This window comes from Pseudomonas sp. PDM22, assembly GCF_014851965.1.
Classification (GTDB): domain Bacteria; phylum Pseudomonadota; class Gammaproteobacteria; order Pseudomonadales; family Pseudomonadaceae; genus Pseudomonas.
On sequence record NZ_JACVAR010000003.1, the window covers coordinates 189,981 to 202,402 of the forward strand.

Genomic DNA, 12,422 nt, shown 5'->3' on the forward strand with positions numbered 1-12,422 from the left:
CTATTCGGATGCTTCCCAAAACATGGGAGGAAGCGGCGTCAGACGCCGCGCAACGCCAACCCCGCCAGCACCAGCAACACCACCCCGCACAACGCATGGCTGACCCGGTGCCAGCGCGGCGAAGCGTTGCGCCGCAGCCAGTCCACCAGTGCCGCGCAGAGGAAGCAGCAGAGCACCGAGGCGGTCATGAAGCCGGCGAAAAACACCAGCGAATCGGCCAGCGACGGCACGCCGTTCACCAGCCCGGCCATGGCGCCGCCCAGCGCGCCCCAGTAGACGATGTTCTTCGGATTCGACAGCGACAGCATGGCCCCGGACGCAAAAGCCCCGGCATTGTGTTCGCCGCTGTCGCCCTCCTCCGCCAGGCCGACCTGGCGAGCATCCAGCAGGCTCTGCACACCCAGCCAGGCCAGATAGGCTGCGCTGGCCAGGGTCAGCGGCAGGCGCAGGGTCTCGTGACCGAGCAGCAACGCCAGCCCGGTGAGGCCGATCAGCGCCCACACCGCATCGCCGATCAGCGAGCCGAACTGCACCAGCAGCGCCGGGCGGAAGCCGCCCTTCAGGCCACGGCGCAAGGTTTCGGCGAGGACCGCGCCGGGGGACAGGCAGAAGACGATGCCGAACAGCAGCGCGGCGAAGAACAGGGTCATGGGTCAGCTCTCGAACAGGGGGGGCAATGGCGCAATTCTGCCTGGGCAGCGGCCGCCGGACTTGAACCGGATTGCTCAGCGCAGGGCGCGCTGGAAGTTGCCCGGCGACACACCATAAGCCGCGCGGAAGTGCCGGTTCAGGTGACTCTGGTCGGCGAAGCCCAGTTCGTGCGCCACTTCAGTGGCCGGCAGCCCCGTGCGCAGCAAGGCCTTGGCGCGCCGGGTGCGCAGTTGCATGGCCCACTGCCGGGGGCTCAGGCCGACCTGTTTCTGGAAGCTGCGCAGCAGGTGGAAGCGTGACAGGCCGAGGTGGGCGGCCATTTCGTCGAGGCTGGGTTGTCGCGCCAGGTCGGCGGCCAGCCAGTCCTGCAGGTCGGCAATCCGGCCGCCATTCTCCAGACTTTCCTGCGGCAGGCGCACGCCCATGGCGCGGGCGATCTCGGCCAGCAGCAGCGTCAGGCGTTCCTCGCCACGCTGGCGAACGAACGCATCATCGCCCAGCACGCCCTCGACGGCGTCGGCCAGGGCAGCGGCCAGGGCGGGAAGGCGGTCAGTGGGCCGCTCGAACTCCAGGCGCTGCAGGCCGAGCATCGTGGCCAGCTGCTCAGGCGCGATGTAGAGGCTGACGAACTGCCAGGGCTGGCCTTCGTCAACACCGCCGCCCTGAATCTGGCCGGGGTTGTAGGTGGTGATGGCGCCGGGGCCGGCGTCGAAGCTACGGCCATCCAGCCATACGCTTTCCTCGCCGCGCAGGTTGGCGCTGATGACGAATTCGTCGTGGCTGTGGCGTTCGAAACGGTGGCCGCCGAGGGTGGCGCCGGCGACCTCGAAGCCGGGTTGGTCCCCCAGCTGGGCAAGGCGCAGGCCACCGGTCATGGCGGGCTCAGATCAGGCCGGAGTCGGCCAGCTTCTGCTCCAGCGCGGCCAGGTCGGGGATACGCGCCTGGGCGTCGCCCAGGTCCACCGCGTCCAACTCCAGCGGCGCCAGCGGCACGTCGGCGCGCTTGAGGTCGCTGCCAACCTTCACCGAACGTGGGATGCCCTGCACCAGCAGGGCGAAGAATTTCACGTTGGGTCGCCCGCCCAGTGCGTTGACCACGATCACCCGCGCGCCGGGGCTGACTTCGGCCTGGCCGTCGGAGGCCGCCTCGAAGGACAGCAGCGGCAGGCGCAGGTCGCGCCAGGCCACCTGGCCCAGGTACCAGGACGGCAGGCCGTCCACCGGGTGCGGGGCACGGTAGGTGATCAGCTCGGCCACCGCCACGTTGGGCAGCAGCAGGTTGCGGTCGGCCAGTGGCACCAGCAGCGCGGTCAGGCTGCCGGGGGCGGCGCTGGCCGCGGCACCCTTGGCAACAGCACCATTGGCAACGCCGGCATTGGCGACGGGAAGATCACTCATCGGTCCGATCTCACTGCGTGACTACGCCGACGCATTGCTCGGCGAGGTGATTGACCAGCGCCGCCGCGAGTTCGCGCGGGTCGCCGGAAAGGGTGCTGTAGCCGCCTTCGCGCAGGCTGTCGGGCATGCTCGAACAGGCGCAGCTGTCGGCGCGCTGGGTCCAGATCGGCGCGCCCTGGCGGCGCACGTAGGCCGCGGCGGCGCTGCCGTCGCTGCACATGCCGCTGAACACGATCACGCCACAACGATCGCCGTACTGTTGGGCGAGGTTGAGCATCATCTGGTCGATGGACGGGCTGTAGGGCTCCGGCCAGCTGCGATCTTCCACGCGCATGCGCGCCGAGCCGTCGAAGCCCAGTTCGCGGGAGATCGGCACCACCACAACTTCGCCGCAGCGCACCGGGTCGCCGTCGCGCACGGTGTTGACGTGCCACTGGCTGTGGCGGCCGACCGCTTGCGGCAGGTTGGCCTCGAAGGAAGCGTCGATGTGCTGGGCGTACAGGAAGCCCACCGGCAGGCCGCCGGGCAGCGCATCGAGGAAAGTCTTCACCGCTGCCGGGCCGCCCAGCGAGGCGGCCAGCAGCCAGACCTGCGCCGCAGGTTCACCGGCCTTGAGCGGGGAGGCCGCGAGGTCATCGGGCAGCGTCACGCGGGTCGGGCGCTGCGCTTCGTCGAGCAGCGCAGCCAGGCTGCGGCCGACGCCGGCGCTGGGGTCGCCCACCAGCTTGCGCAGCTTGGAGACCAGCCGGCGCTCCCAGCGCGGGTAATGTTCGGAATGCCGCTCCGGTGCGTGGCCTTCGCCGAACAGTACGGGCACCCGCGACTGCTCCAGCAGGTTGTCCACCAACGGCGAATCTTCCTGCTGCGCCAGGTCCACCAGCCACAGGTCGGTCTCGCAGGCTTCCAGCTGCTCGCTTTCAAGGCGCGCCGGGTCGGCGTTGAGCACCACCTGGTAGCCATGGCCGGCCAGGGCCTGCGCCAGCACGTGGCGCTGCAAGGAGGTATCGGCAATCACCGCAATCCGCGGCGTGCTCTGCTCAGACATGGGCCTTCACCAGCTTGTGGATGTTCTCCAGCAGCTCGGATTCCTGGTACGGCTTGCCCAGGTACTGGTTGACGCCGATGGCCAGGGCACGGTCGCGGTGCTTCTCGCCGGTACGGGAGGTAATCATGATGATCGGCAGGTCCTTCAGCTGTTCATCGTGGCGCACCAGGGTGGCCACCTCGAAGCCGTCCATGCGCGGCATCTCGATGTCCAGCAGCATGATGTCGGGCTTGTGTTCCTGCAGCTGGGCGATGGCGTCCACCCCGTCCTTGGCGGTGAGCACGTTCATGCCGTTGCGCTCGAGCAGGCGGCTGGTGACCTTGCGCACGGTGACCGAGTCGTCCACCACCATGACCAGGGTCGGGCGCTGGTGCTCGATCTCCGCGGCGGCCGGGCCGGCCAGCTGGCGGCGCGGGGCGTGCTGGACATGCTGCGCATGGAGCACACGGATGGTCGCCAGCAGGTCGAGAATCACCACCACGCGACCGTCACCGAGGATGGTCGCACCGGAGATGCCGCTGACGCCGGCGAACTGCGCACCGAGGCTCTTCACCACGATCTCGCGCGAGCCCGCCAGGGCATCCACCTGCACTGCCACGGCGTGGTCCGCCGAGCGCACGAGGATCACCGGCAACGGCAGCGACTGCCCGACCAGCTTGGGATGCTGGCCGTTGTTGAGCAGGTCGCCCAGGTATTTCAGTTCATAGCTCTGGCCCGCGTATTCGAAGCTCGGCGCGGCGCCGGTCTCGTCGGCGGCAGCCTGCTCGTAGAGGGCTTCGAGCTCGTACGGGGAGACTCGCACGATACCTTCGATGGTGTTCAGCGGCAGGGCGTAGAGGTCTTCGCCGGAGAGCACCATCAGCGCGCGGTTCACCGACACGGTGAACGGCAGGCGAATGTCGAAGCGGGTGCCTTCGCCGACGCTGGAGTGGATGCTCATGGAGCCGCCGAGCTGCTTCACCTCGGAGTTCACCACGTCCATGCCCACGCCACGGCCGGAAATCTGCGTGACCTTCTCGGCGGTACTGAAGCCGGCCTCGAGGATGAACTGCAGCACCTCGTGGTCGTTCAGCTCGCTGTCGTCGGTCATCAGACCGCGTTCGATGGCTTTGCGGCGCACCGCTTCCAGGCGGATGCCGGCGCCATCGTCGGCGAGGGTCAGGAGGATGTCGCCACCCTCGCGGCCCAGGGTCAGGCGGATGGTGCCCTGCTCGGCCTTGCCGGCGATGCGGCGCGCCTCGCCGGACTCGATGCCGTGGTCGACCGCGTTGCGCAGCATGTGCTCCAGCGGCGCGACGATGCGTTCGAGCACGGTACGGTCCATCTCGCCTTCGGCGTTGCTGACCACGAACTCGACCTGCTTGCCCAGCTCGCTCGCCACCTGACGGACGATCCGGCGCAGGCGTGGCACCAGGCGGTCGAAGGGCACCATGCGGGTGCGCATCAGGCCTTCCTGCAGCTCGGTGTTGACCCGCGCCTGTTGCAGCAGCAGCGTCTCGGCGTCGCGGTTCTTGGCGGCCAGGGTTTCCTTGAGGTCGAACAGGTCGGAAGCGGACTCGAACAGTGCACGCGACAGCTGCTGCAGCTGCGAGTAGCGGTCCATTTCCAGCGGGTCGAATTCTTCGTAGCCGGCACGCTCGGCGTCGGCCTGGTGGCGCGAAAGGATCTGCGCCTGGGTTTCGGTATCGAGGCGGCGCAGCTGGTCGCGAACCCGCTCGATGGTGGCGTCCATCTCGCCCAGGGTCGAACCGACGTCGCTCACCTGCTGCTCGACGCGACCACGGAAGATCGAGGTCTCACCGGCGAGGTTGACCAGGCCTTCGAGCAGTTGTGCGGGCACCTTCACCAGTTCCTGCGGCGCACGACGCGCGGCGGCTTCCTGGGCAGCTTCCTGGGCACGGCGGACGAAGGGCAGCACCACCGGCGCATCGATGCGCTGCGGCACGGCTGCGGCCATGATGGCTTCCGGCAAGGCTGGCAGGTTCACCGGAGCCGGTTGTTCGGCAACCGGTTCCTCGGCGATGTCTTCAGGCTGGCTTTCGGCGCTCTCGACCTCACCCAGGTGCAGGCGCAGCTGGTCGACTTCGGCCTGCAGACCCTCGAAGCCGGACTGCGCATCCATCAACAGGCTTTCCGGCCAGGGCGCGCCCTGCTGCTGGGCTTCGCCCAGGTGCTGTTCGAGGTCGTGGGCCAGGTCGCCCAGGCTGGTCTGGCCAGCCAGGCGCGCACCGCCCTTGAGGGTGTGGAGAATGCGCAGCAGCTCGTCGAGCGCACCGTTCTCGCGCTCGGCGTCCCAGCGGCCCAGGGCCTGTTCCATGGCTTCGAGCAGGTCGTCGGCCTCTTCCAGGAAGATATCCAGGATGTCGGCTTCCGGGCCTTCCGGCACGGCATGGGCGGAGCTGATCGCGTGCAGGCTGACGCTGCTGGGGATGCTCAGTTGCTCTTCGGGGTTGGCACGAAATCGGTGGATCGCGTCGATCAGCGATTCACCTCCCGGAATCCGGCGATGCTGCTGGACCGCTTCGAGCATCTCGGCGAGACGGTCGTGGCAGCGCTGCAGCAGCTCGAAGAGTGTCGGGCTGGCGCGCAGGCGTCCGCCGCAGAGGCCTTCGTAGAGGAATTCCAGTTCGTGGGAGAGATCGCCGATGGGGCGGATCTCGGCCATCCGCGCGCCGCCCTTGAGGGTGTGCAGGTCGCGTTGCAGCGCTTCCAGCTCGACGCTGTTGTCGGGGTTTTCCATCCAGCGGTGCAGGGCACCGGAGGAGCTTTCGAGGATGTCGAAACCCTCCTCGAGGAAGATTTCCACCAGTTCCTGGTCGCGGTCTTCGTCCAGCTCGTACTCGCTGTCCTGGACGCCAGAGGCTTCAGGAGCAACTGCGGCCGGCTGCGCTTCGGCAACTTCAGCCTCGGCGGCTTCGAGGAAGGCCTGCAGGTCGAGATCCTGCGCCGTGACTTCCAGCTCCGGCTCGGCGCCCGCGTCGGCAGCAATGCTTTCCGGCTCGATGGCTTCGAGCTCGATGCTGTCGAGCTCGATGTTTTCCAGATCACTGGCTTCAGGATCAGCCGTTTCGATGCCTTCAGCAGCTTCGGCTTCCGGCGCCACCTCGGCGGGCAGCTCCAGCTCGATGGCGTCTTCGATGACCGGCGGCAGTTCGAGGGTTTCGTCCTGCTCGGCCACGGCGTCCGGCTGCACAGCCAGGGCCTGCGGCAGGTCCAGGCCGGCGGCCGGGTTCTGGCGGAAGGTGCGGATGGTCTGCACCAGGTCGGCCGGGTCGGTCAGCGCCTGGCCGGCCTGCAACTGGTCGAGCTGGGTCGCCAGACGGTCGTGGCAGGTACGCAGCAGGTCACCCAGCGGCTGGCTGTGCTGGAAGCGATGGTCCAGCAGGCCTTCGTAGAGCGATTCGAGTTCGTGGGACAGGTCACCGATCTCGCGGATTTCCGCCATGCGCGCGCCACCCTTGAGGGTGTGCAGGTCGCGCTGCAGGGTCGAGAGTGCAGCAAGGCCTTCGGGCGAGGCCAGCCACTGGTCCAGCGCCTGGCCGGCGTTATCCAGGATATCGACCGCCTCTTCGAGGAAGATCGCCACCATTTCCTCGTCCAGCGCCCGCGGCGGTTGCTGCGGGGCGGGATGGGCATGCGGGGTCTCGGCGGTGATGACCTCATCGTCGTCATCATCGGCGGCGCCGCGCGGGGCGCCGTCATTGTCGTTGCGCGCCGACCAGCCCAGGCCGTCGGGCAGGTTGTCGTCGTCCACCGGGCGGCCGCCCAGGAGGAACTCCTCGTCCTCGGCCGGGAAGTCCTCGGCGGTGAGGCTTTCCAGGTCGACGGACTCGATGTCCGCAGCGTCCTGCTGGTCGTTCGCAGGCTCTTGCGGTGCGGCGACCGGAGCGTCCAGCAAGCGATGCAGCGCTTCGACCTGTTCCGGGCGGGCGCTGACCTGCAGGGCCGCAGCCACCTGGTCCATCATGCCGATCAGCGCCTCGTGGGCGGTTTCGGCGGCGGAGAAGAAGGCATCGCCGGTTTCCAGGCGCCCCTGGCGCACGGCGCCGTAGACCGCCAGCAGCGCATCGGCGAGTTCCGCCATCTGCGGCAGCTCGGCCATCTGCGCGCCACGGCTGAGGGTTTCCAGCTCGTCGTAGAGGGCGCCCAGTTCGTGGCGCTCCTGCGGGTGTTCACGCCAGCGGCGCAGCAGGTCCTCGGCGTCGAGCAGGATGTCCATGCCCTCGGCGAGGAACATGCCGATCATCTGCGGGTCGTTGCCGCTGCCCTCGCCGCTTTCACCGCGACGCTTGGCCTCGGCGGCCTCCAGGCGTTCCTGATGGATCTGCGCGATGCGCGCCAGCAGCTCCGGGCTGCCCTCGATGGGCGCCAGCGGGCGGCCTTCGACGAGCTGGTCGAGACCGACGCGGAACAGGCCTTCAGCGGCGTGCAGCAGCTCGGCCTCGCGCAGGTCCACCTGCAACAGGTTGGTCTTGAATTCCTTGACCAGCCGCTCCAGCGGCGTGGCGATTTCGGCGATCGGCAGGATGCCGGCCATGTGTGCGCTGCCCTTGAGCGTGTGCAGGGCGCGCTGCAGGTCGTCGGTCACCGGCTGCGGCAGCTGTTGCGCGCAATCGGCGAGGAAGCCGACCAGGGTTTCCAGATGGGCTTCGGCTTCGTTGCGGAAGATCTCCAGCAACTGCGGGTCGAGGCTTTCGTCGAGGCCCTCGTTGGCCGCTTGCGCAGCGATTTCCTCGACATCCGCCAGCTCGGGGGTGATGTCCTCGACCTGCGGCGCCGACTCCGGCAGCCCGCCACTCGGCGGCGGCACCGGCTGTCCTTTGGCCAGGGCGTGGGCGGTGGCGGCAAGACGGTCGACATCGTCGCGCTGGCGCTGGGCGCTGGCGGCGTACTCATCGATCAGTTCAGGCATCAGCGCGACGACATCCTGGACCACCAGTTGCACTGCCGGCGAGTCGGTGATGCTGCGATCCAGCACGCGATTGAGCAGGTTCTCGATGGACCAGGCCAGTTCGCCAATCACCAGGGCGCGGACCATCCGGCCACTGCCCTTGAGGGTGTGGAAGGCTCGGCGAATCTCGGTCAGCGACTCGCGGCCGTCGGCGCTCCCCAGCCAGGTCGGCAGGTGTTCGCCAATGGTTTCCAGCACTTCACCGGCTTCCTCGATGAAGACTTCGCGCAGCTCTTCGTCGATCGGTTCTTCGTCGGCGGGCGGCGGCAGCAGGCTGGGCGGCACGTCCTGGGCGGGCGGGTTGATCGCCTGGACCGGGGCAGCCATGACTTCAGCCAGGGACAGCGGCTTGGTCGGTGCCTCGGCGACCGGCTCGGGCTCGGCCGGCGGGCTGGGCAGCTCGACTTCCGGCAGGTCCAGGTCGGCGATGTTCTCGTCGCTCCAGGCTTCGGCCTGGAAGGCGGGCGTTTCGGCTTCGGCCAGCGACTCCAGCGGTTCGAGCTGCAGCGGCGCGTCGAGGCTGAGGTCGACGCCGGCGTCCAGCGCGGTCGGCTCGCTCAGCTCGCCCAGAGTCCAGTTGTCATCGCTGACCAGCGCGACTTGCGCGGTGGACGGCTCATCAGTGGCCGGTTGGGCGTCGAAGCTCAGGTCGTCCAGGGATTCCAGGGTCGCCAGCGGCGCGGGTTCGAGCGCTTCCAGGCTGGCGAAGTTTTCGTCCAGATCCAGGGAAGGCGCAGGCGACTCGGCAGCCGGCTGGGTCAGGTCGACGCTGAACCAGTCTTCCTCGGCAGGCTTCTCGCCAGCCGGGGTGAGCGCTTCCATGTCCCAGCTCAGCTCGTCCACCGGGGCCGGAGCGGCCTCCAGCGACGGCAGGCCGGCGAAGTCTTCGAGCAGCTCCGGCGTGGCGGCGGGCTCGGCCTGAACCGGCTCGTCGAAGCGCGGCGCCTCGGCCAGCGCAGCGGTGTCGCCCAGGCTCCAGTTCAGTTCATCGGCCAGCGGCTGCGCGGGAGCTTCTGCCAGCGTTTCGAGGCTGAACTCGATGCTGTCGGCCTTGTGGCTGTCGTCCAGCGACCAGCCTTCGTCGGCCAGGGTGGTGTCGGTGATCGGTGCAGCCGGCTCCAGCTCGATGTCCCAGCTGAGGCTTTCCGGCTCCAGGGTGGCGGTCGGCGCACTCGGTTCGGTAGAGGCGGCCAGCGGCTCGACTTCGTCCAGGGTCCAGGCGCGCAGTTCGGTGGAGGGCTCAGCGACGGGCTCGGCGGCAGGCAGGCCGGAGTCCAGTTCCAGGGGCTCGAAGGTGAAGCTGGAATCGGCTTCGCCGGCAGCTTGGGCTTGCGGCTCGAGAGGGAGGTCGAAGTCGGCCAGCAGCGCGGGCTCTTCCACGGCAGCCGGTTCGACGACCGGCTCCAGGGATTCGAACGTGAAGGTTTCTGCGTTTTCGACGGCGGGTTGTGGCGCGTCGAAGTCCGCCAGGTCGAGGGTCGGTTCTTCTACCGGGGCCGGCTGCTCAACGGGGGCCAGTTCTTCCGAAGGAGCGAGCTCTTCCAGAGAAGCAAGGGGGGCAGGCTGTTCGAACGACGGCTCTTCGAGCGGGGCGGCCTCGAAGCCGGACGGCTCGAAGCTGTCGGCGATTTCCACCGGCGCGGCCAGTTCCGGGACTTCCTCCACGGGCACCGCTTCGGTCGGCTCGGCCAGCGGCTGGGCGGCCAGCACGTCGATCTCGTCGAGGGGATTGTCCAGCGGAGCAGGCGCGAAGGCGCTCGGCTCGGCGTCGAGGATCGACGGACGCGGCTTGAGCGAGTAGCCCAGGCTGTCCAGGCTCTCCTCGGCCACGTCGAGGATCATGTCGCCCTGGGTGTTGTGGTCTTCCGACAGGCGCTCGAGGTAGTACTCGACGCTGGTGATGGCGTCGGCCAGGGTGTCCAGGCTGTGCCAGTCCGGCACGGCCTGGCGCACCAGCAGTTGTTCCTGGATGTAGCGATTGCAGTTTTCCAGCAATTTCGCCGCACGTTCCTGGGAGATCATCGCCAGTCCACCGCGAACCTGCGTCAGCAGTTCCGGCACGCGGGCCAGGTGCTCGTGGTTCCACTGCGAGGCGATGAACTCGATGATCGCGTCCTTGGCCAGTTCCAGGCCGTTGCGCGCTTCCTTGATCACCACCTGGTGGATCTGCTCGACATCGGTGGTCGGCAGGACGTTCTCTTCGCGGCCCGGCTCTTCGCTCGGGCCGACCATGCCGGCCAGGGTGGCCTCGACATACAGCAGCGCACCGGCGACATCCATCAGGGTGGCGTCGTTGGGCTGGCGCTGGCCGTGGGCGAGCGCGCTGACCACATCGATCTGGTCGAGGATGACCTTGCGCGGCTGGCCGAAGCCCAGCACGGCGAGGGTGTCGGCGATCTGCTTGAGCGGCGCCAGCAGGCTGCCCAGCTCGTTCACGCCGCTGCGGTCGCTGCGCACGAAGAGGTCGAGGCTGTCCTTGACCCGCACCAGCTCTTCGCACAGCGCGCCAACGACGGAGCGCATGGCGTCGCGGTCGGGGCCGGCGAGACGGGCACGCTCCTCGTCCACCAGGGCTGCGCCCGGCAGGGCGTCGTCCAGGCGGTACTCGTCCTTCACCGCACGCACGCGCGGCGACTGGTCCGAGGCCTTGGCCACGTAGAACAGCAGGTTCTTGATCAGCTCGTCGGGCGCCGGCTGGTTCATGGCGTCGGCGCCCTGGTCGACCAGACGTTTGAACTCGCGGTCGACCTGGCGCAGCAGGTTACGCACCGAGGTGCCGTTGGCGATGCTGCCGTTGGCCAGGCCTTCGATCATCGCCGAGGCGATCACCCACAGACGGCCCAGCGGGGCGTCCTTGCACAGGGATTCGAGGCGGGCGAAGACGCGCGCCAGGTAGCCCAGGTTGGTCGGCAGGTCCTGGTTGCGGATAACGCCGACCAGGGCGACCTGCAGCATCTGCCGCAGCTTGCGCAGCAGCGCCGGCAGTTCGGCGGTGCGCAGGCGCGCCAGGGCGTCCACCGGCAATACCGGGGATTCGCGGGACAGGTCGGGGGAGAACAGGCTGGTTTCCGACAGCAGCTTCTCGCCACGGGCGGTGCGCAGGTCGTTGAGCAGCGGCAGCACCACCAGCGGCAGGTCGCGGCGGGCGCTCTGGATGCGCTCCAGGTAGGCCGGCAGTTGCAGGATGGCCTGCATCAGCACTTCCAGCGCTTCGCTCTGGCTGGAAGTCGTGCCGTCGATCAGCGCCTGGGTCAGGTACTCCATTTCTTCGGCGAGCAGGGCCGCGCCGTAGAACTCCACCATCTGCAGAGTGCCGCGCACCTGGTGGATATAGGCCAGGCAAAAGCCCATCCGCGTCGGGTCCTGGGGGTTCTCGACGTAGGATTCGAGGGCTTGCCGCGCCTGCTTGAGCGTTTCGGCAATCTCGCCTTTTACCCATTCCAGGGCGACATAATCGTGCCGATCACCCATAGCCACTCCACTCATGTGTCTGTGTCATCCCTTCCGGGTAAAGGCCAGAACGCGCTCATCGGCGACCGGTTCGAGCAGCGGGTGGTGCCAATCGGCGACCTCGCCCACTCCGATCACCAGCAGTCCCCCAGGCGCCAGCCGCTCGGCCAGGCGATTGAGGATTTCCCGCCGCCGCCAGCGGCGGAAATAGATCAGCAGGTTCTGGCAAAAAATCACGTCCATGCCGGACATTGGCGCCTTGGCCAGTTCCAGCACATTCAGCCGCGCGCAACAGACGCGCCCGGCGAGATCGGGTATCACTGCGTATCGACCGTCATCCTGCGCGCTGAAGTAGCGCGTGGCCAGTTCCGGGTCGATATCCGCAAGCTTGCGTGCCGCATACGTGGCCTCGCGCGCCCGGTTGAGGGCATTGAGGCTGATGTCGGTGCCGGTCACGCCATACAGCGGCGCAAGACCTGCGTCTTCCAGTACCTTGGCGGCCACCATGGCGAGGGAGTAAGGCTCCTCGCCGCTGGAACAGCCGACGCTCCACAAGGCCAGCGGCCGGCTCGGGCCGACCTGTTCGAGGCGCTGGAGCAGAAAGCTTTCCAGCACGTCGAAGGATGCCTTGTGGCGAAAGAAACGGGTTTCCTGAACGGTGAGGCGGTCCAGCAGGTTCGACCACTCGACGGCGCCGCGCGGGCCATCGGTGACCTGGCAGTAATAGGTGCCGTAGTCGGCAATGCCCAGTTCGCGCATCCGCGCGCCCAGGCTGGTCTGCAGGAAGGCCCGGCGCTGCTCGTTGACGACAACGCCGGTGCGATCTTCCAACAGTGCCTGCCAGTCGCGGAAGTCCGCGGCCGACATGTCGGCCAACGGCTGCAACGACCAGACGCCACTTGCCTGCATGTCGCGCCCCTCGCTCAA

At 68.2% G+C, this 12,422-nt stretch carries 6 protein-coding genes; all 6 read right to left on the bottom strand.

Features of this window, described 5'->3' with window-relative positions:
• Positions 1 to 38: 38 nt before the first annotated feature.
• Complete coding sequence (locus tag IB255_RS11750) at positions 39 to 650, bottom strand: LysE family transporter (RefSeq protein ID WP_081519608.1); 612 nt, start codon at positions 648 to 650, stop codon at positions 39 to 41.
• Positions 651 to 725: 75 nt separating this feature from the next.
• Positions 726 to 1,526 carry an AraC family transcriptional regulator gene (locus IB255_RS11755; protein ID WP_081519607.1) on the bottom strand — a complete coding sequence of 267 codons (801 nt, stop codon included), beginning with the start codon at positions 1,524 to 1,526 and terminating at the stop codon, positions 726 to 728.
• A gap of 7 nt (positions 1,527 to 1,533) precedes the next feature.
• The gene (locus IB255_RS11760; protein ID WP_225594822.1) at positions 1,534 to 2,049 is read right to left on the bottom strand and encodes a chemotaxis protein CheW; all 516 of its coding nucleotides are present in this window, start codon (positions 2,047 to 2,049) and stop codon (positions 1,534 to 1,536) included.
• 10 nt (positions 2,050 to 2,059) lie between these two features.
• Positions 2,060 to 3,094 (bottom strand): chemotaxis protein CheB, encoded by a 1,035-nt coding sequence (locus IB255_RS11765; protein ID WP_081519606.1) that lies wholly within the window; start codon positions 3,092 to 3,094, stop codon positions 2,060 to 2,062.
• Complete coding sequence (locus tag IB255_RS11770) at positions 3,087 to 11,516, bottom strand: Hpt domain-containing protein (RefSeq protein WP_192210399.1); 8,430 nt, start codon at positions 11,514 to 11,516, stop codon at positions 3,087 to 3,089. Before IB255_RS11770 ends, IB255_RS11765 begins: the two co-directional genes overlap by 8 nt.
• A gap of 24 nt (positions 11,517 to 11,540) precedes the next feature.
• Positions 11,541 to 12,404, bottom strand: a complete 864-nt coding sequence (locus tag IB255_RS11775; protein WP_192210530.1) for a protein-glutamate O-methyltransferase — start codon at positions 12,402 to 12,404, stop codon at positions 11,541 to 11,543.
• Positions 12,405 to 12,422: the final 18 nt, after the last annotated feature.

What these genes read in the sequence shown, in the direction of transcription:
- IB255_RS11750 (WP_081519608.1), bottom strand. Translation starts at nt 650, where the DNA reads ATGACCCTGTTCTTCGCCGCGCTGCTGTTCGGCATCGTCTTCTGCCTG.
- IB255_RS11755 (WP_081519607.1), bottom strand. Translation starts at nt 1,526, where the DNA reads ATGACCGGTGGCCTGCGCCTTGCCCAGCTGGGGGACCAACCCGGCTTC.
- IB255_RS11760 (WP_225594822.1), bottom strand. Translation starts at nt 2,049, where the DNA reads ATGAGTGATCTTCCCGTCGCCAATGCCGGCGTTGCCAATGGTGCTGTT.
- IB255_RS11765 (WP_081519606.1), bottom strand. Translation starts at nt 3,094, where the DNA reads ATGTCTGAGCAGAGCACGCCGCGGATTGCGGTGATTGCCGATACCTCC.
- IB255_RS11770 (WP_192210399.1), bottom strand. Translation starts at nt 11,516, where the DNA reads ATGGGTGATCGGCACGATTATGTCGCCCTGGAATGGGTAAAAGGCGAG.
- IB255_RS11775 (WP_192210530.1), bottom strand. Translation starts at nt 12,404, where the DNA reads ATGCAGGCAAGTGGCGTCTGGTCGTTGCAGCCGTTGGCCGACATGTCG.